This window comes from Halalkalibacter kiskunsagensis (genome assembly GCF_037027555.1).
In the GTDB taxonomy this organism is placed as follows: Bacteria; Bacillota; Bacilli; order Bacillales; family Bacillaceae_D; genus Halalkalibacter; species Halalkalibacter kiskunsagensis.
The window spans coordinates 18,131-36,879 of record NZ_JAXBLX010000007.1 but is presented as its reverse complement, the minus strand read 5'-3'; the positions used below and the strand labels follow the sequence as shown (position 1 = coordinate 36,879).

The following is an 18,749-nucleotide window of genomic DNA, read 5'->3' as shown; positions in this document are numbered from 1 at the left end:
AAAAATAGCATACAACTGGGCGTCTTACAAATAGTAACTATTCTTATTTACAAGCACTCTAATTATACTGTAAGCTGACTTTTAAGTTCTTTTTGCCCATACTCACAAAAAAGCTACAAAAGAGCATACCCTCTTTTGTAGCTTTCCTTCTATATGGAAGCATTTTCTTTGCTTTTAAGAAATTTTTCTTTTCTCTTTTTCATTGCCTTTGTAATATAACCACCTTTGAAGTTACGAGGTTCGTATGAAACGATAAACGCACTAGGTTCATATGAACTAACAATTTTAATAAACTCCTGTTCCCGGTCTCGTCTCGCTGTACAATCTAAACGATATCGCCTTGCTTCATTCATTCCTTCCACTTCCGCGGTTGACACACTAAACCCGACTTCACGTAGCCTATCTGTTAACTGTTCATTTTTACTCATAATATTTACTTCAATCGACACATAACCAATCGCAAGCTTCTGTTCGATAATTTGCCCGATATATAATCCTACACCGAAACCTATTGCATAGGCAGCCATATTTAAATAGTTGGATAAGTCACTAAATACAATCGCGATCGCTACAACATAAATTACACCTTCAAGTGTACCAAGTGCTGATGCTTTCCCTTTCATCCCTTTGACCATCGTGATCGTACGGAGTGTTAGCACAGGTACATAAATAAGTTGTGCAATAAAAATAATTAAAGCTTGAAGCATACTTCCACCTACTTTCAATCTAATATACCTACCGTAGTGTAACAGGAATCACTTTTAGAATCTAGCCTATTTTCAGATCGTTTTTTTTGTAAATTTGCCAAACATTTCTTAATTTTTACAAATCGATTACAGACACTTCTTACTCATAATCTGTGTTAAAATAACAAAAGAACTTTCATAGATTTCACTAAATAAAACTCACAACAATAAGGAGAACTTGAATGAGTAAAATGAAACAATTTCTTTTCTCTTTCGGAAAAGATTTTCTTGGATTTCTTCTACTTTTGTTATTTTTAATTTTATTTTTTAATATTGAATCATTTAAAAATGATCGTGCTGGTTTTACAATTCCCGATTCGTGGCTTAATGTAAACACGATTTTCTTAGGAATTGTAATCGAAGCTGTTCCTTTTATCTTATTAGGTGTATTTGTATCAGCTCTAATTCAAATTTATGTTAAAGAAGAATTTATCCATCGTTTTTTGCCAAAAAACGCATATGCTGCGCTTTTGCCAGCTGCTATACTTGGGGCGATTTTTCCAATATGTGAATGTGCGATCGTACCAATTGTTAGACGACTTATAAAAAAAGGGATGCCCCTTCATGTTGGAGTTGTCTTTTTAGTTGCTGCACCGATATTAAACCCAGTTGTAGCAGCTTCAACGTTCTTTGCCTTTCGAACGGATTTAACTGTTTTATATGCACGAATGGGACTAGCTTTTGTTCTGTCAATCATCATTGGAGGAATATTATACCTTGTTTTTAAAAACCGTGATCAGCTAAAATGGACAAAAGAAGAGTTGGTTGGTCGGCAAGTCGTGTTAGAAACAGGCGCTTCAGCTAGGAAAATGAACCGTCTGAAACAAACACTCTACCACGCTGCAGATGAATTCTTTTTAATGGGAAAATACCTTATATTAGGTGCATTTATTGCTGCTTTGTTCCAAACTTTCCTTGATAGAAGTGTTCTTCAAGCAATCGGAAGCAATGAGTGGAGCTCAACGGCAGTGATGATGGCCTTTGCTTATTTGCTTTCACTTTGTTCTGAGGCTGATGCTTTTGTCGCTGCATCATTTGGAAACACATTTACAACAGGATCTCTTATCGCATTTTTAGTCTATGGTCCGATGATTGATTTAAAGAATACGATCATGCTGTTCGCATTCTTTAAAGCTCGATTTGTTTTGATCTTTATAGGAGTCGTTACGACTATTGTCTTTATCTCTGTCGTCCTACTACAAATCCTCTCATTAATTTAATGTATGGATTCATGTCTATTACTTTATGAAAGGAGTAATCCGTATGGAAAAACAATCAGACCTCGGCTTCCACGCCTATATACGTGGGATCATTCTAATTGGCTTTGCCTTGCTAATGCTTGCTTTTATCATTACCGGCAATATCACTTATTACATTGCTCCTACGATGATGCCATTTATTTATTTTGCTACAGGAGTATTCCTACTACTTGGTGTCATTCAAATTATTAGAAGTACAGCCAAAGGGCAAGAAGAAGAAGAACTTTGTGATTGTGGGACTGATCATAATGTTTCCGGTTCTCCCATCACAAAATTAATCATCTATTCTATATTTGTTGCTCCGATAATTATGGGCTTTGTACTACCTGATAAATTATTAGATAGCTCTGTTGCTGCCAATCGGGGGATTCAGTTTGGATCTGGAATTTTGGCAGAACAGGCTCCCAATGAGGCAAGCAAAGAAGAAGCAAGCTCAAGAGCTGAGGCATTTCTTAATGATCCAGATGCTTATTATGAGCAACTAGAAACCGGTTCAAAGTCAAATGACGAGGAACATATAACAGTTGAGGAATATTACACTGAAGAGGGTTTCAATCAGTATTATGAAGAACTTGCTGAAGAAGTGTTAACAAAGGGGAGTATTGTTGTCACCGAAGAAAATTATTTAGATATGATGACCATGCTCGATTTACAACTTGAACGATTTATTGGCAAACCGATTGAAATTATTGGCTTTGTGTATCGTGAGCCCGAATTTGAAGATGATCAACTTGTTGTTGCCCGTTTTGGTATGACTTGCTGTGTCGCTGATGCTTCAGTTTATGGAACGATGGTAACAACTGAAGAAGCAAGTCAATTTGAAAATGATACATGGGTACGAGTTACCGGAATACTAGATCAAACTGAGTACAATGACTTTCGCATTCCTCTCATTCAACTTCGTGAAATCGAAATTGTTGAGCAACCAGAGAGTCCTTATGTTTTCCCGCGTTTTAGCTTCTAATAAATAAACAACAAAAACACATGCGATCTTCATATCGCATGTGTTTTTAAATGTCTATATAAAAATGTTACCTATAGCATTGTATTTTAGTTCTGTTCAAAATGAGATGAGGGCCCTTTTTGAATAACCTCTACGATAATTTAATTGTAAGTAGCGGAGTTTCTCCCTTTACAACTTCAGTTGCTGGCTCTTTAATCAAACTGTCAATATGATCCATGTTTGTGATGATGATAGGTGTAATTGTGCTTGCTGCTTTTTCTTTAATAAGAGATAAATCAAAATCAACTAGAGCATCGCCTACTTCAACTTTGTCTCCTTCTTTCACATGAGTCGTGAAACCTTCGCCTTTCATGTTCACCGTTTCAAGCCCAATGTGTAATAAAAGCTCTATTCCACCAGGCGTTTTAATACCGATTGCATGCTTAGTAGGAAACACTTGCATTATTTCTCCTGTTACTGGTGCTACTACCTTTCCTTCTGTTGGCTCAATCGCTACTCCGTCCCCCATCATCTTTTGACCAAATGTTGGATCTGGTACTTCTTCAAGTGCTACTAATTTTCCTGTCATTGGAGCATGTACTATTTCTTGTTGTGGTTGAACCGGGGATGCTTCTTTTTTCCCAAGACCAAATAATTTTTTTAACATATTCATTCTCCTTTTCCTTCTTTTATCGAAAAAAAAGACCTAAAAATAGCGAGATGATCCTTAAAACACCCCTACAATTTCTAAGTCTTGCCTGATTTTACTCAGTCACAATCCGATATTTTTTTTACTAATTTATTTTATTATGTAAAAAAACGATTGTCAAACAATTGCATTTTGTAGGAGTTCTGTTTTACTATACCCCTCCTTTCTTATTATCAAACAATCTATAAAAAGTATTTCTCCATTCCACTTATGCCCAATCGCATTAGTAACTATTTCATATTATGTAGGGAATAGGACGAAAGGAGATGAAGAAGATGAGTTATGGATATCAAGGTGGGTTCACTTTAATTGTTGTTTTATTCATTCTTTTAGTAATCGTTGGTTCTGCTTACGTTTGCTAATTGTGATTTCCTCCCTCTTCATCATATTGTAGAAAAAACAGAAAATGATTCATACATGCAATTTCACTTTTATTAAACAATAGAAGGTGCATTGTAAAAATTCCATAAATTCAAAGAAAGGTGACTCGCAAATCTTGTTCACGAAAAACGTTGGACATTGAGTTGCCTTTTTCACGTATACATAACGCAAAAAACCTATATATACAACATTGAAAAATTTTAGTTTTTTATAAATGTAATTATATTGTAAAAAAAATCAGACAATAAGACTATTCAAAATTTACTAATTACGGTAAAATATAAAAATTAATACATTTGATATAAGAAAGGAGATTCTAATGCTGAAACGACTAGATGATCAATTGATTATTGAGGCATACCAAAAATCTTTAACATTAAATCTGGACCTTGAATTCATTGCACTTCTTAAAGACGAGTTAGTTGAAAGGGGAATTTTTGACCAAGCAAAGCAAGATCTTGTCATATACTTAGAAGCAAACTCTATAATCAAGTAAGAGATGTATATTTATATGTTATATAAACTACTTATTTTTTTCCAAAAGAAGCGATGTTTTTTTGTAGATCAACTACTTCGTATATGCGGAAGTATCAATCGGACCAATCTGAGTTAGAATATGGTTGTGAAAAGTGTCTTGATTATGCACAAAGACGTGCTTTTTATAAGTTTTAATTCTCTTACACACCTCCTTAATTTCTACTTTGATCCCACCTTTTTCTTTAAATCCCTTTTCAAAATATGGTTATTTTGCTTAATCCTCCTAAAAAAACGAATGAATTTTCAGAATAGAACTAGTTCGTTCGTATTTTTTCAGAAAAACCTTTCTTTTTTTCTTTATATCAACTATACTTACCCCTATACACAAACAAGCAAATAGAAAACTCGTATAATATTGGGGATATGGCCCAAAAGTTTCTACCGAGCTACCGTAAATAGCTTGACTACGAGTGATACATTGATAATTCGTTCAGTGATGCCTTATGAGACTAAACCGAACCGAATATCAAGGTCACTCGTAGCATGTAGACGACCTTGATATTCGGTTTTTTTATTACATTAATTAAGGAGTGAATGGGATGGAGAGGTTAAAACAAGCAATTCGAGAGAGAGGAAATGTTCTTTCAGATGAAGTTCTAAAAGTGGATACATTCTTAAATCATCAAGTAGACGTTAATTTGATGAGTGCTGTCGGTGAAGAATTCGCCCGTCTATTTAAAGCTGAAGGGATCACTAAAGTTCTGACCATCGAATCTTCAGGAATTGCTCCAAGCTTTATGGCTGCGTCAAGCCTTGGAACTACACTAATTTTTGCTCGTAAAAAGAAATCTCTTACAATGAATGAAAATGTTTTTGTTAGCAAGGTATATTCCTTCACAAAGCGTGAAACAAACGAAATTACTGTGTCTAAGGACTTCCTTTCAAAAAATGACACGGTTTTAATTATTGATGACTTTCTAGCTAATGGGCAAGCAGCACTCGGTTTAATTGATATTGTCCATCAAGCAAGTGCAAAAGTTGCCGGCCTAGGGATTGTCATTGAAAAGTCATTCCAAGACGGAAGAAAACAACTAGTAGAAAAAGGATACCGCGTTGAGTCTTTAGCTAGAATTCATTCATTGGAGAATGGACGCGTTACATTTGTTGATGAGCTTGTTACAAACAACTAAGGAGAGAACATCATGAGCACAAAAGCTATTCATTACCCATTATATAAAAAAGAAGATACAGACGCTTTCTTCGCACTATTTCAAAATAATTTAGCTAACTTTGTGGTGATCGCCGTAACAATGCTTGGAATGGGGTTTCCAGCAAGCATTGTTTTTGGAAAAGTCATTCCGGGTGCAGCTGTAGCGGTTATGGCTGGGAACTTGTATTACGCCTATATGGCAAAACGCTTAGCACAAAAAGAAGGACGTACCGACGTCACTGCGCTTTCTTATGGAATCAGCACTCCTGTTATGTTTGTGTTCCTATTTGGAGTACTTGCGCCTGCAAATGCCTTAACTGGTGACCCCGAACTTGCATGGAAAATCGGGGTAGCAGCAGCACTTCTTAGTGGACTTGTCGAAGTGCTAGTTAGTTTTAGTGGAAATTGGGTTCGTGATCACCTTCCACGTGCAGCAATGCTCGGTGCGATAGCTGGGGTTGCCTTAACATTTGTCGCTGGTGAAATGCTTTTTAATACATTTTCGATTCCTGTAGTTGGACTGGTTTCCTTAGCAATCATCCTAGTTGGAATAGTTGCTAAAATTACGATGCCCTTTAAAATCCCAGCTTCTCTTTTTGCTGTGTTAGCAGGTACGGCTCTGGCATTTGCATTAGGATATCAGTCACCTACTCAAATTTCTGAGGGTCTAGAAAATATCGGATTTTATCCAATCGTACCTACGCTAGCTCCATTCGAAGGAATGACGTATTTATTTGGTGCATTAATTGGTATTTTAGCTGTTCTCATTCCTATAACTCTATATAATGCAATTGAAACGATGAACAATGTTGATGCTATGGCAGCTGCTGGTGATTCTTATGATATCCGAGAGTGCCAAGCAGTTGATGGTATAGGTACAATGATTGGTGCTTTCTTTGGTGGACTTTTTCCAACAACGGTTTATATTGCAACAGTTGGCTCAAAACAAATGGGGGCAGGTCGTGGTTATAGCATATTGAACGCAATTGTGTTTGGGCTTGCAGCTATAACAGGTGTGATTGCTGCATTTTCGGCTATTATTCCTCTTGCTGCAGTAGCACCAATTCTTGTGTTTGTTGGGATGTCTATGGTTGGGACGGCGTTCTTTTCTAATGATAAGAAATACTATCCAGCTGTAGCCATCGCGATGTTACCTTATCTTGCAAACTATGTCATGACTCGATTTAACAATGCTGCTGGCGAAGTTGTAGCAGGGATCTCTACTGGGATTGTACCACTTGGTCAAGGAGCGATGTTTACAGCTATTTTACTTGGAGCAATAACTGTTGCCATTATTGATAAGAATTTCTTTCAAGCCATTATTTTCTCTCTCATCGCTGCTTTCCTATCATTTGTAGGATTTATGCACGCTCCTGCACTATCGGTAAATGCTGCACCAGATTTTGCAATTGGGTATGTGTTAGTAGCCGCATTTTTTGGATATGCTGCACTTAAGAACCGTTCACAAGGACAAATAAATCCTTCAGAAACAAAGAGCAACAATAAAAAGGCATCATAATTACAAAACAAGCGGTGGGAATCAAAATGACATTGATTCCCACCGCTTTCTCTTTTTACATGTAAGTTTTAACAAACATTAAGTAACCCGTTTGAATAGGTTTAATGTTGCTTATTTGGCAACTTCTTGCTTGGGTTTCCATTTCCTTGACGCTTTTTATTTTTTTCTGCTTTTTCCTGTTTATCATGCAACTTTTCAACAAACTCATGTGTGTCCATTTTCAAAGTCCTCCTTTTCTTAAGAAAGCTCCTTGTTACTTTAACCACATGACTAAAAAACATACAGTAGCCTGAAAGGGACAAGTCATTTCTGTTTCTAATTAACTAACTTAAAAACAATTATACATGAAACTATCTTGTCTAATGATTCGTTTCATGTAATGAATGAACATACAAGGAGAGATTCACAAATGATGCGAAAAAGCAATTTAAAAAAGGTACGAACCTTGCTTCTAACAAGTGTCATTATCAGTTCAAGCCTACTGTATAGCGGACCAGTTTTTGCTACAGAAAATACAAAAGAATTAGAAACGTTACTTATGGATTGGGAAGAATCAGGAATTGACAGTAACCACATAGAGGCTATTGATACGATTAGAAATTATCTCGATAAGCATGTAGACGACCAAATATTTTCCAGTTTACATATTGATCGCGAGGAACGTCCCTTTGGTATTATTGTTTTGTCGTTTACGAAAGAACTCTCAATTGACAAGAAACAAGAAATCGAAGCGTTAATTGAAGAGCCAAGTGAAGTCGAATTTCGAGTAGTAACATATACAGAACAAGAACTTTTAGAGAAACAACATAAAATTGATTCAGCTATTTTTGAGAAACATGTATTTAATGAAGAAGAAATTACAGTTTACCATACAGGAATAAATATCATAACAAACAAAATCGAGATTGGGATTAGTCCTTATAATGAACTTACTTCTCAATCAGCTAAAAACTATTTCAATAGCGATATGATTGAGGTAGTTGAAGGGGGCGAAGCAGTGCTATTAGATACCGAATTAAATGAAGAAGTTCAAGTACTCATGCCAATTAGTACAAATGAAAACGATACGAACATAGGGGTTTTTTCCAAAATAAAAGAATGGTTTGTAGGATTGTTTGCAGCATAGAACTAAGATACGGATATGGAAAAAGGCTGTCTAAAAAGAACTAACCTTTTTTTAGACAGCATCTTCGATCAAGTTCAAAATCAATCAGTTTACCTCTCTCCATTATTAATGTTCATAAATCATCTTTCTTGTCATCCCACCATCAATTGTTATGTTTTCACCATTAATGAATGTATTCGATTCGTTCGTTAAAAAAAGGCAAGCTCGAGCAATATCAGCTGGCTCTCCCACTCGTTTTGAAAAGTGTTGATCATGATCAACCTGACGTAGTTCAACTCGATCTCCTGTATGAATCCATCCTGGGCTAACTGAATTGACCTGGATGCCATCTTCTTGAAAAGAAGCTGCTAATGCATGTGTTAATGAAACAATCGCCCCTTTGGATGCAGCATACGCTTCTGAATGAGGTTCCGACATTACTGCACGTGTAGAAGCAATATTTACAATCGATCCTTTTTTTTGTTTACGCATAACTTTCGCTGCTTCTCTCGAAAAAAGAAACACACTTCTTACGTTCGTATGTTGGATTTCATCCCATTTTTCAACACTTAGATCAAAAGGTGATGTAAAAACAGATAAGCCTGCATTATTAATTAAGACATCAATCTTTCCGAATTGATGTTCAACGTAAGAAACTACCTCTTTAATATGATCTTCCTTTCTCACATCACACAAGATAGAATGCGCTTTTCCACCGTTATTTATAATGCATGTTGCAGTTTCATTTGCTTTTGATTCATCTTTATCCGTAACAATCACGGTATCTCCATTTGCTCCGTATTCAGCCGCAATCTTTGCCCCAATACCTTGTCCTGCACCTGTCACAATGATGATCCGTTTATTCATAGTAAACTCCTCTCATCCATATACTGTGTTTTAACCTATTTTATGCAAATATCATTATGTATAGAAAGCGACTCACCTCTAATCAAATATTGAGTCGTTTCTTATCCCTAGGGTAGAAATTAAGATACGGCCATATCCTAATTCCTTCTATGTTAAGTTATGCAAGTAACTCTTGTTAGTTACATCGTTCACCGTTGTATTTATAAAATCTGCGTAAGTAACTAATTTGGATACTTTTTTCTTTAATTATAGATCATATTTCCAAATGATAAAACTAATACCAATCAGAATAGAGCTCGGAATCTATTTCCAAGCTCTTTACCAATGCCCTTGCACATGCATTATTCTTTTATCTTTACATTATAAGCATTCAACCAATAATTCATTTGAATAAAGTGGGCAAGAAGCTGTGGTCCAGCCATTAATTGACCGAAGTATGGTTGCCCCGTAGGGAATCCACCCGATTCAGCAATCTCTTTTAGTGCTTTCTTATTAATAAATTCAAATATAGGAGCATCCTTTTGAGCAAGCACATCTTGCATTCCTTTTTGAACAGCTGCCGTATACTTCGGATGGTGCGTCTTTGGATATGGACTCTTCTTACGATAAAGAACATCATGAGGCAATAGACCTTCTAAAGACTTTCTAAGAATTCCTTTTTCACGGCCATCTAATTGCTTCATTTCCCATGGGATATTCCAAACATATTCCACAAGGCGATGATCAGAAAATGGTACCCGTACTTCTAAGCTTGCTCCCATACTCATTCGGTCTTTCCGGTCAAGCAGGTTCGTCATGAACCAAATGATGTTTAAATATGATATTTCACGTCGTCTTGCTTCTTCAGGTGTATCTCCTGCAAAACGTGGCGTTTCTTGTATTGTTTCTTTATAACGATCATACACATATTCCTTTAAGTTCAGTTTCTTTTTCCATTTATCATTCAAGAGATTTTCACGTTCATCGATGGAGCGCATCCACGGAAAACCATCAATATACATGACTTCAGGCTTATGGAACCAAGGATAGCCTCCGAAGATTTCATCTGCACATTCTCCAGATAAGCCAACGGTAACATCTTCTTTAATTTCATGACAAAACCAAATTAAAGAAGAATCAATATCCGCCATTCCTGGTAAATCTCTGACATCTACTGCTTCTTTTAACCGATTAGCGAGTTCGTCAATTGATATAACCTTATTAAAATGTTCTGTCCCAAGTGCATCAGATACAACTTTCACCCATGGTGCATCCGAGTTTGGTTGGAAGTCATTTGCTTTGAAATACTTATCATTTTCATCATAATCAATGGAATAACTTCGAATTGGACCTTTCCCTTGCTTTTCATATACTTTGGCTGCTAGCGCCGTTAATGCACTTGAATCGACTCCACCTGAGAGAAACATGCCAACAGGAACATCTGCAAATAATTGACGCTCGACGATATCTTCCATTAAATCACGAATCTGCTCTGCCGTTTCTTCTGTCGTATGTTCATGCTTCTTGCTCTTTAATGACCAGTAGCGACTAATTGTTGCCCCGTTCCGATCATAGATTAGCATATGTGCAGGACGCAACTCACTTATATCGTCATAAACTCCGTGTCCAGGAGTTCGTGATGGTGCTAAACCCATAATTTCTGCTAACCCTTCTGTCTTAACAACAGGCTCAATATCACGATGAGCAAGCAAAGCTTTTAATTCAGACCCAAACAGCATACACCCATTACGCACCGTGTAAAATAATGGCTTTACTCCTAAACGGTCACGTGCCATAAATAAACTTTCATCCTTGTCATTCCATATTGCAAATGCAAAGATTCCATTAAACTTTTCAAGACATTGGTAGCCCCACTCAATGTAAGACTTTAATAATACTTCCGTATCTGAGTGACCTTTAAAGTCATGGCCGCGTGCAAGAAGTTCCTTACGAATGTCCTCGGTATTATAAAGCTCTCCATTATAAACAATTGTATAGGTCTTATTTTTATAAGTACGACTCATTGGTTGAATCCCATTCTCTGGGTCAACCACAACTAATCTGGCATGGCCAAAAGCAGCATTTGGAGACGTCCATACATTCAAATCATCTGGCCCACGTCGATTTAACGTCTCTGCCATCTTTCGTACTTGCTTTTCTTCTTTTCTTAAATCTTCACGCCAATCAATCCACCCTGTAATGCCACACATGTATCATCAGCCCCTTTTGGGAAGTTTTCTAGTTAGCCCGAAATGTTGTGAGGTTTATAATATTTGGTATACTAACCCACTAAATCACCGAGCCTTCAGCTCTACTCAATTGCCTATACTAGGTCTTATCTCTAAGCTATCCTATTCAAATCTTAGGCAGATGTGATGCCTTTTTATGATGTTGCTTATTGATTTTTAACGGAGTGTTTCCCTTTCTAAAAAAACGGCTAAGATACTAATAAACGAGTGTTGATTTAAATAAATAAGAAAGAGACAATCTTTTAAGCTTAAGGAGGAGGAGATGTATGAAGAATTCTGTAAATAAAAAGCCTCGGTTTGAAACGAAAAAACAATACAATAAAACGTTAAAAAAGAAACAATTAAAGTTATTACGATTGCAACGTGCGCTATATGAACGAAAAGTTCCGGTCATCCTTATTTTTGAAGGGTGGGACGCCGCCGGAAAAGGAGGAGCAATTAAACGTGTAACTGATCGTCTTGATCCTCGTGGGTATAACGTCCATCCTATTGCAGCACCCGATGACCACGAATTGAGATACCATTATTTGAGACGTTTTTGGAAACTCCTCCCTAAAAAAGGAGAGATCGGTATTTTTGACCGGTCTTGGTATGGCCGTGTTCTTGTTGAACGGGTGGAAGGATTTGCAACTCAAGAGGAATGGACACGTGGCTATGATGAAATCAATCATACCGAACACATGCTAGTTGCAAATGGGCATATCATAATGAAATTTTTTATAGACATTTCAAAAGAAGAGCAGCTCCTTAGATTCGAAGAAAGAAGAGCAGATCCTTTTAAAAGGTGGAAACTAACCGATGAAGACTGGCGCAATCGACAAAAGTGGGACCAATATGAAGAAGCAATCGAAGAAATGATTGACAAGACAGACACGGAGTTTGCAAATTGGCATGTCATTGATGGACATGATAAAAAAACCGCAAGAATTACGGTAATTGAAACTTTAATAACTGAATTTGAAAAAAGAGTTGGGAAGCTTGAACAGTAATTCTTAAATACAGAAATCGACGTATTGTTACGTTACGGTCGATTTCTGTATTTAAGATTCATTTTTTTAGTCACTATTCTATAAACTATATAAACTCAATAAACGTATTCTAGGTTGATCATCTGTACTACTCAACTATATACTAAAGTAAATCCTAAAAAACGTGAAAGAACTGGAGGACTTATGAATAAGCAGTTTATTAAAGTACATATGCAAAACGTCATACACACATACACAGACCAACACTTCGGATTACCTTTAACGGAAAAAGAAGAACAAGAACTGTTGAATAAAATCATTCTTAAAATCGATGAAAGCGGAATAGAACAGTTTCAAGACGTTATCCATGATGTCATCTACACGTTCTTTACTGATCAAGAGGATGAATGATGGTGCTTTCTCATAAGCTCTTTTACATGATTTTTGGGATCCCAACATGAAAATTGATAGGTGGTTTTTGTTTCAAATCCTAGACGCTCACAGTAGTAACGCATCCCGCCACCACTCTTTTTTTCTGCAGCAAAATGACAGCATGTCGCACAACAGTGGAATCGTGTAGTCATAATCTCCCTCCTTATTTTCGATTTAATTTCCTCCCAGCTAAACGCTCAAATAAACTTGGCATTAGTTGATAGAGAGTAGACCCTGCATTCATCCACCTAGGTAAGTTTAACTCGCGCTTTGGATGGTCAATAAGCTTAATCGTTGCCTTTGCCACATCTTGTGAATCTAACATCCAGCGCTCAATATTTTTCACATAGGTTCCTTCTTTGTCAGCTCGGTCAAAAAAAGGTGTTCTGATCGGTCCGGGATTAACAGCACTTATATGGATATTTGTGTCTATCATTTCCATTCGAAGTCCATTTGTAAAACCAAGAACCGCGTGCTTTGTCGCAGCATAAACACTTGATTTAGGCGTGGATAATTTTCCAGCTTGGGACGCAATGTTAATAATGTGACCTTTATTTTGTTCAAGCATATGAGGGAGCACTGAATTGGTTAATGCAATTAAGCCTACAACATTCACAGCAAACATTTCCTGAACATTTTGCATATTTGCCTGTTCCACCTTCTCAAACACACCAAAGCCAGCATTATTAATTAGCACATCAACTTTGCCAACCTTACGAACAATTTGTTCTGTTACTTGAGCAATCATATTCGTATCGCTCATATCTAAAAAAACCGCAAATGCTTTAGCTCCTTGACCTTCAATAATTTGTTGTAGCGCATGTAACTTTTCGACGTTACGTGCTAAAAGAACAACAGTATTTCCGTTTTTACCGGCTTCTAGAGCTAACTCTCTCCCCAACCCACTGGAGGCTCCTGTAATCCAAATTACCTTATCTGTTGCCATCATGACTCTCCTTACGATCCTTCTTCAATGAAGATAAAAAGTTTATCACTTGTTCATTCTAAATGAAAACCTAGAGAACAACCAGCATTTTTAAACTGACAGTTGACGACTTGCTTCTCTGCTCATATAATAATTAAAACAATATGATTTGGTGTAGATAGGGATTAGTAAATGTTTCATTATGTGCAAAGAGAGTGACCTCACCGGCTGAAAAGGTCATCACCACTAATAACATTGAACCTGCCCTGGAGCTAGTCGGATATATATATAAATATTTATATAATCTGACCGTTCCCCACGATACGGGTAAGAGGGGGCATTTATTATGCCAACAAAGGTGGTACCGCGGTTGAAGTTCTTCCGTCCTTTTTTTGAGGATGGGAGAGCTTTTTTATTTTTTCTAATCACAATGAAAAGAGGAGAGTTACATGAGTCGACAACGTCTCGTTGTTAAAATTGGAAGTAGTTCATTGACAACAAAACAAGGTGCGCTTTGTATGGATAAGGTTGCTATGTTTGTCAAAGCAATTGCCAAAATAAAGCACGCAGGTCATGAAGTCATCATGATCTCTTCTGGAGCTGTTGCTGCCGGATTTAAGGCAATTGGTTATCCTACAAGACCCGTAACAATAGCCGGCAAACAAGCAGCGGCGGCGGTTGGGCAAGCGATGCTCATGCAAGCGTATATTGAGCAATTTGGATCTCACAATCTGACTCCTGCACAATTGCTGTTAACAAGACAAGATTTCTCCGATGAAACCAGATATGGAAATGCTTATTCAACATTATCTGAATTATTAAAAAGAGGAGCAATTCCAATCATTAACGAAAATGATTCAACTTCGATTGAGGAATTAACATTTGGCGACAATGATATGCTATCTGCTCTTGTAAGTGGTTTAATTCATGCGAATACACTCTGCATTATGACAGATGTAAATGGCCTGTATGATGATAACCCTCACACGAATCCAGATGCAAAAAAGATTCACTACTTGCCTTATGTAACCGAGGATTTACTTGCTCTTGCAGGAGGTTCTACGTCTAAAGTTGGAACTGGTGGAATGAAATCGAAGGTGAGTGCGGCCCACACTGCTCTTGGTCTTGGAGTAAACGTATTTATCGGCAAAGGAGAACATGCTGAAGCATTAATCGATATTTTAGCTGGCAAAGGGGACGGTACTTACGTCGGCTCCTTTCAACATGAGCCAGTAATGCCTACGACCAAACAATGGATTGCTCTTCACTCAAAAATCTCTGCACGACTGTGCATTGATAAAGGAGCTGAACAAGCTCTTTTGTACCGTGGAAAGAGCCTACTACCAGTTGGAATCGTATCAATTGATGGAAACTTTTCGAAAGGAGATGTGATTGAAGTTTGTAACACAAAGGGCGTTCTTCTTGGAAAAGGCAAAGCCAATATGACGTCAGAACAACTTTCTTACTACCAAAAGCAACAAACAGTCACTACATCATCAAAACATAAACAACCTGTTGTGGTCCACAGGAATGAATGGGTCCCATATATAAAGGAGACGATGAAACGATGAATGAATTGCGAATAAAAGCTCAAAATGCAAAAGAGAGTGCTCGCGTTTTAGCCACTAAAACAACACAAGAAAAAAATGAAGCATTGACATTGATGGCTATTCAACTTATGAAGGAAGAGTCCTACTTGTTAACAGAAAATGCAAAAGACGTTCAAATAGCGCGTAAAAATGGAACAAATGCAGGGATTATTGATCGTTTAACGTTAACATCTGAGAGATTGCAAGATATTGCTGAAGGCTTAAAACAAGTCGCATCACTAACTGACCCAGTTGGAGAAAGCTTATCCAAAACGACTCGCCCAAATGGATTACACATCGAGAAAGTTCGTGTTCCACTCGGGGTGATTGGAATGATTTATGAAGCAAGACCGAATGTCACCATTGACGCCTCAAGTTTATGTTTAAAAGCAGGAAATGCCGTATTATTACGTGGCAGCTCTTCTGCTATTCACTCTAATACAGCACTTGTTGCCGTCGTACAACGGGCATTAGAAAAAACGTCAATTCCAGTAGAAGCTATTCAGTTAATTGAGGATACAAGTCGGGAAACAGCAACAGAAATGTTTACCTTAAATGAATATCTAGACGTCTTAATTCCACGTGGAGGGGCATCACTTATTCAATCAGTTGTCAAAAATGCATCGGTTCCAGTACTAGAAACGGGCGTAGGCAACTGCCACTTATTTATTGACCGGAGTGCAAAACCAGAGATGGCGATTTCCATTGCTGTTAATGCAAAAACACAGCGTCCTTCTGTCTGCAATACAATTGAAACGATATTAGTTGACCATCAGTGGGCTGATGCACATTTTCAAGACCTTCTTCATTCACTCGATGAAAAAGGTGTAGCCTTTGTCGGCGATGAAAAAACTCAAAGTTACGATCAACGCATTAAAGCAGCTGATGAGGCTGATTGGGCAACCGAATTTCTTGAATTGAAGGTCGCATTAAAGATCGTTGATTCAGTTGATGAAGCGATTTCGCATATTCATGTATACGGCACAAAGCACTCAGAATCAATTATTAGTGAGGATGCAAAAAACATTCAAACGTTCTTAAATCAAATCGATGCAGCTGCTGTTTATCACAATGCTTCCACACGATTTACAGACGGGTTTGAATTTGGGTTCGGAGCAGAAATCGGTATTAGTACCCAAAAGCTCCACGCAAGAGGACCAATGGGTCTTGAAGCGTTAACCTCGACGAAATACATTGTCCAAGGTACTGGACAAGTGAAAGGATAGGTGCTTATACATTGCTAATCAATAAAACAATTACCTTTTTAGGAGCTGGTGCAATGGCCGAAGCTATCATTGCTGGTCTCGTCCGCCACCAAATTGTAAAGCCTAAGCAAATAATTGCAACCAATTTACGTGATAAAGAGAAACTTACCTATCTTGAAACAACTTATGGCATTCAAACAAATAGCAATCGTGGTGAAGCGGTTAGTCGTGGTGACATTATCATCCTTGCTATGAAACCGAAACATGTAAAAGAAGCCATTGAAGATGTTCAAAAGATGACAAATGTCCAGCAGTTATTCGTCTCCGTTCTTGCCGGGATTCCAACTACCTACATTGAAGAGTTGCTCGGTAACAAAGCATGTGTGATCCGGACAATGCCTAATACTTCTGCCAAGGTAGGAGAGTCTGCTACTGCGATTAGCAAAGGGACTTATGCAACCGATGATCAGGTGAACGAAGTGAATGCGCTTTTCTCTGCTGTTGGCAATGTCACAATCGTAGATGAACAAAAACTAGATGCCGTTACAGGTCTTGCCGGGAGTGGCCCTGCTTACTTTTACTTCCTTATAGAAGCTATGGAAAAAGCAGCTGAAGCTGCGGGACTTACAGAAGAAGAAGCATCAGGCCTAATTACTCAAACGGTCGTTGGGGTTGGCAAGCGACTCCAATCTTCGAGTAAATCATCAAGAGAGCTGTACGAAGAAGTAATGAGTCCTAATGGAACAACGGAAGCTGGAATTAATGTGTTACGTGAAAGAAAGACCCAAGAAGCGATGACAGCAGCTGTAACAAAAGCTATTTCACGTTCAAAAGAGTTAGGAAAAGTATTCATAAAATCAAAATAATAGTTAAAGAGGGTGACACAAAGGTCAGCCTCTTCCTTTTTTATTCAAGAGAATAAGCTTTTCTGCTTTTTAACTGTAATGATAATATACGATCTAGTCGAAACATCCGCGTATTTCTACGATAGTAACAATAGGCAATCACATGTCGTTCATTATACGACTTTACTTGAATTATCCGTTGAGACATTGCCCCATCTGCGGCTTGATAAATCATAAGTAGCTTCACACCATTTTCAATACTTCGCGTCAATACCCTTTTCATTGATGCTCCTCCTTATCGTTTGTTTTTTTATCATACACAAAATCGCAACAATTAACAAGAACATTTGTTCGTTAATTAACAAACACTTTTGCAAAAGCTCAAAATCTAGTAGAATAGTAATTAGATTGGTTACTATCAAAAGGAGCTCGATTGTTATTATGGACAATAGAAATACCAAATTCTCTAAATCCCCTTTTATCGGGACGATTCAGAGGATTGTTTTTCACCGGGCGTTTACTTCGACTGTTATCGGACTTATTCTTATCAATGCTATTATCGTTGGACTCGAAACATACCCGAGTTTATATAGTGCCTATAATAATTGGTTCTATTTTGCTGATTATGTGTTGCTCTGGATTTTTACGATTGAGATCGCCATGCGCTTTATTGCCACCCGCCCTACAACAGATTTTTTCAAGAGCAGTTGGAACTGGTTTGATTTTCTAATCGTAGCAGCGGGGCATATATTTGTAGGAGCCCATTTCGTTACAGTTCTTCGTATCCTACGTGTTCTTCGTGTGCTCCGTGCTATTTCTGTTATTCCCTCACTACGTCGACTTGTCGACGCATTATTGATGACCATTCCCGCACTTGGGAACATCATGATTTTAATGAGCATTATTTTCTACATATTTGCCGTAATGGGAACAATGTTATTTGCGGGAGTTGCCCCTGAATACTTTGGCAATCTACAACTATCACTGTTAACATTATTTCAAGTAGTAACATTAGAATCATGGGCAAGCGGGGTAATGCGTCCTATCTTTAATGAAGTTTCTTGGGCATGGATTTATTTCGTTATCTTCATTCTTGTTGGTACATTCATCGTGTTTAACCTTTTTATTGGGGTTATCGTTAATAATGTCGAAAAAGCCAATGTAGAAGAAGAAGAGGAAGAAGCAAATTCTGAATTAAAGGAATTGCGACAAGAAGTAGCTGAAATGAAAGCAATGATTCAAACATTAACAGAACGGAAATAAAAGAACGAGGGTACATTTATATGTACCCTCGTTCTTTTCCTGTGTTCAACAGGATGTTACAAAAGAGAAAAAACGACC

General features: G+C 37.5%; 21 protein-coding genes, 1 riboswitch and 1 other annotated feature. Of the genes, 13 read left to right on the top strand and 8 right to left on the bottom strand.

Annotated elements, in window-relative coordinates; genetic code table 11:
• Positions 1–149 precede the first annotated feature (149 nt).
• The gene (locus tag SLH51_RS05605) at positions 150–707 is read right to left on the bottom strand and encodes a DUF2179 domain-containing protein (RefSeq protein WP_335959786.1); all 558 of its coding nucleotides are present in this window, start codon (positions 705–707) and stop codon (positions 150–152) included.
• Positions 708–928: 221 nt separating this feature from the next.
• Between SLH51_RS05605 and SLH51_RS05600 the strand changes: the two genes are divergently transcribed.
• On the top strand, positions 929–1,966 hold the full coding sequence (locus SLH51_RS05600) for a permease (protein ID WP_335959784.1): 1,038 nt from the start codon (positions 929–931) through the stop codon (positions 1,964–1,966).
• 43 nt (positions 1,967–2,009) lie between these two features.
• Positions 2,010–2,969 (top strand): TIGR03943 family putative permease subunit, encoded by a 960-nt coding sequence (locus tag SLH51_RS05595; RefSeq protein ID WP_335959783.1) that lies wholly within the window; start codon positions 2,010–2,012, stop codon positions 2,967–2,969.
• Between the two features lie 130 nt (positions 2,970–3,099).
• On the opposite strand, the gene SLH51_RS05590 is transcribed toward SLH51_RS05595, so the two are convergent.
• Positions 3,100–3,615: a PTS sugar transporter subunit IIA gene (locus SLH51_RS05590; RefSeq protein ID WP_335959782.1), complete on the bottom strand. Its 516-nt coding sequence runs from the start codon at positions 3,613–3,615 to the stop codon at positions 3,100–3,102.
• Between the two features lie 317 nt (positions 3,616–3,932).
• On the opposite strand from SLH51_RS05590, the gene SLH51_RS05585 reads away from it, so the two are divergent.
• The 4 genes from SLH51_RS05585 (at position 3,933) to SLH51_RS05570 (ending at position 7,244) form a co-directional block, all read left to right on the top strand.
• Positions 3,933–4,019 carry a YjcZ family sporulation protein gene (locus SLH51_RS05585; RefSeq protein WP_390184054.1) on the top strand — a complete coding sequence of 29 codons (87 nt, stop codon included), beginning with the start codon at positions 3,933–3,935 and terminating at the stop codon, positions 4,017–4,019.
• A gap of 338 nt (positions 4,020–4,357) precedes the next feature.
• Entirely contained in the window at positions 4,358–4,534 is a 177-nt protein-coding gene (gene sda, locus SLH51_RS05580; RefSeq protein ID WP_335959779.1) for a sporulation histidine kinase inhibitor Sda, read from the top strand.
• Positions 4,535–4,900: 366 nt separating this feature from the next.
• Positions 4,901–5,002: riboswitch (purine riboswitch) on the top strand.
• Between the two features lie 112 nt (positions 5,003–5,114).
• Positions 5,115–5,705, top strand: a complete 591-nt coding sequence (locus SLH51_RS05575; protein ID WP_335959777.1) for a xanthine phosphoribosyltransferase — start codon at positions 5,115–5,117, stop codon at positions 5,703–5,705.
• A 12-nt stretch (positions 5,706–5,717) separates the two neighbouring features.
• Positions 5,718–7,244: a SulP family inorganic anion transporter gene (locus SLH51_RS05570; protein ID WP_335959775.1), complete on the top strand. Its 1,527-nt coding sequence runs from the start codon at positions 5,718–5,720 to the stop codon at positions 7,242–7,244.
• A gap of 101 nt (positions 7,245–7,345) precedes the next feature.
• Here SLH51_RS05570 and SLH51_RS05565 read toward each other — a convergent pair whose 3' ends face one another.
• Entirely contained in the window at positions 7,346–7,462 is a 117-nt protein-coding gene (locus SLH51_RS05565) for a DUF4023 domain-containing protein (protein ID WP_335959774.1), read from the bottom strand.
• Positions 7,463–7,653: 191 nt separating this feature from the next.
• Here SLH51_RS05565 and SLH51_RS05560 point away from each other — a divergent pair, with 191 nt between their 5' ends.
• Positions 7,654–8,370 (top strand): hypothetical protein, encoded by a 717-nt coding sequence (locus SLH51_RS05560; protein ID WP_335959772.1) that lies wholly within the window; start codon positions 7,654–7,656, stop codon positions 8,368–8,370.
• A gap of 105 nt (positions 8,371–8,475) precedes the next feature.
• Here SLH51_RS05560 and SLH51_RS05555 read toward each other — a convergent pair whose 3' ends face one another.
• Positions 8,476–9,216 carry an SDR family NAD(P)-dependent oxidoreductase gene (locus SLH51_RS05555; protein ID WP_335959770.1) on the bottom strand — a complete coding sequence of 247 codons (741 nt, stop codon included), beginning with the start codon at positions 9,214–9,216 and terminating at the stop codon, positions 8,476–8,478.
• A gap of 341 nt (positions 9,217–9,557) precedes the next feature.
• Complete coding sequence (asnB, locus tag SLH51_RS05550) at positions 9,558–11,405, bottom strand: asparagine synthase (glutamine-hydrolyzing) (RefSeq protein WP_335959768.1); 1,848 nt, start codon at positions 11,403–11,405, stop codon at positions 9,558–9,560.
• Between the two features lie 305 nt (positions 11,406–11,710).
• Here asnB and SLH51_RS05545 point away from each other — a divergent pair, with 305 nt between their 5' ends.
• On the top strand, positions 11,711–12,433 hold the full coding sequence (locus SLH51_RS05545; RefSeq protein ID WP_335959766.1) for a polyphosphate kinase 2 family protein: 723 nt from the start codon (positions 11,711–11,713) through the stop codon (positions 12,431–12,433).
• Between the two features lie 183 nt (positions 12,434–12,616).
• Entirely contained in the window at positions 12,617–12,823 is a 207-nt protein-coding gene (locus SLH51_RS05540) for a YqzH family protein (protein WP_335959764.1), read from the top strand.
• Here the strand turns inward: SLH51_RS05540 and SLH51_RS05535 are convergent.
• Together SLH51_RS05535 and SLH51_RS05530 are read right to left on the bottom strand one after the other, a co-directional pair.
• The gene (locus tag SLH51_RS05535) at positions 12,808–12,996 is read right to left on the bottom strand and encodes a hypothetical protein (protein ID WP_335959762.1); all 189 of its coding nucleotides are present in this window, start codon (positions 12,994–12,996) and stop codon (positions 12,808–12,810) included. The genes SLH51_RS05540 and SLH51_RS05535 overlap by 16 nt on opposite strands.
• A gap of 11 nt (positions 12,997–13,007) precedes the next feature.
• Positions 13,008–13,790 (bottom strand): SDR family NAD(P)-dependent oxidoreductase, encoded by a 783-nt coding sequence (locus SLH51_RS05530; RefSeq protein WP_390184051.1) that lies wholly within the window; start codon positions 13,788–13,790, stop codon positions 13,008–13,010.
• Between the two features lie 145 nt (positions 13,791–13,935).
• Positions 13,936–14,161: a binding site (T-box leader), on the top strand.
• Between the two features lie 57 nt (positions 14,162–14,218).
• On the opposite strand from SLH51_RS05530, the gene proB reads away from it, so the two are divergent.
• From proB to proC, 3 genes are read left to right on the top strand one after another with little or no spacing between them, the layout of a single operon-like run.
• Entirely contained in the window at positions 14,219–15,340 is a 1,122-nt protein-coding gene (gene proB, locus SLH51_RS05525; protein ID WP_335959758.1) for a glutamate 5-kinase, read from the top strand.
• Positions 15,337–16,584 (top strand): glutamate-5-semialdehyde dehydrogenase, encoded by a 1,248-nt coding sequence (locus SLH51_RS05520; protein WP_335959756.1) that lies wholly within the window; start codon positions 15,337–15,339, stop codon positions 16,582–16,584. The genes proB and SLH51_RS05520 overlap by 4 nt, the downstream gene beginning before the upstream one ends.
• An 11-nt stretch (positions 16,585–16,595) precedes the next feature.
• Positions 16,596–17,429: a pyrroline-5-carboxylate reductase gene (proC, locus tag SLH51_RS05515; protein ID WP_335959754.1), complete on the top strand. Its 834-nt coding sequence runs from the start codon at positions 16,596–16,598 to the stop codon at positions 17,427–17,429.
• A 40-nt stretch (positions 17,430–17,469) separates the two neighbouring features.
• On the opposite strand, the gene SLH51_RS05510 is transcribed toward proC, so the two are convergent.
• Positions 17,470–17,691 carry a WYL domain-containing protein gene (locus SLH51_RS05510; protein ID WP_335959752.1) on the bottom strand — a complete coding sequence of 74 codons (222 nt, stop codon included), beginning with the start codon at positions 17,689–17,691 and terminating at the stop codon, positions 17,470–17,472.
• 158 nt (positions 17,692–17,849) lie between these two features.
• On the opposite strand from SLH51_RS05510, the gene SLH51_RS05505 reads away from it, so the two are divergent.
• Complete coding sequence (locus tag SLH51_RS05505) at positions 17,850–18,671, top strand: ion transporter (RefSeq protein ID WP_335959750.1); 822 nt, start codon at positions 17,850–17,852, stop codon at positions 18,669–18,671.
• Positions 18,672–18,749 lie beyond the last annotated feature (78 nt).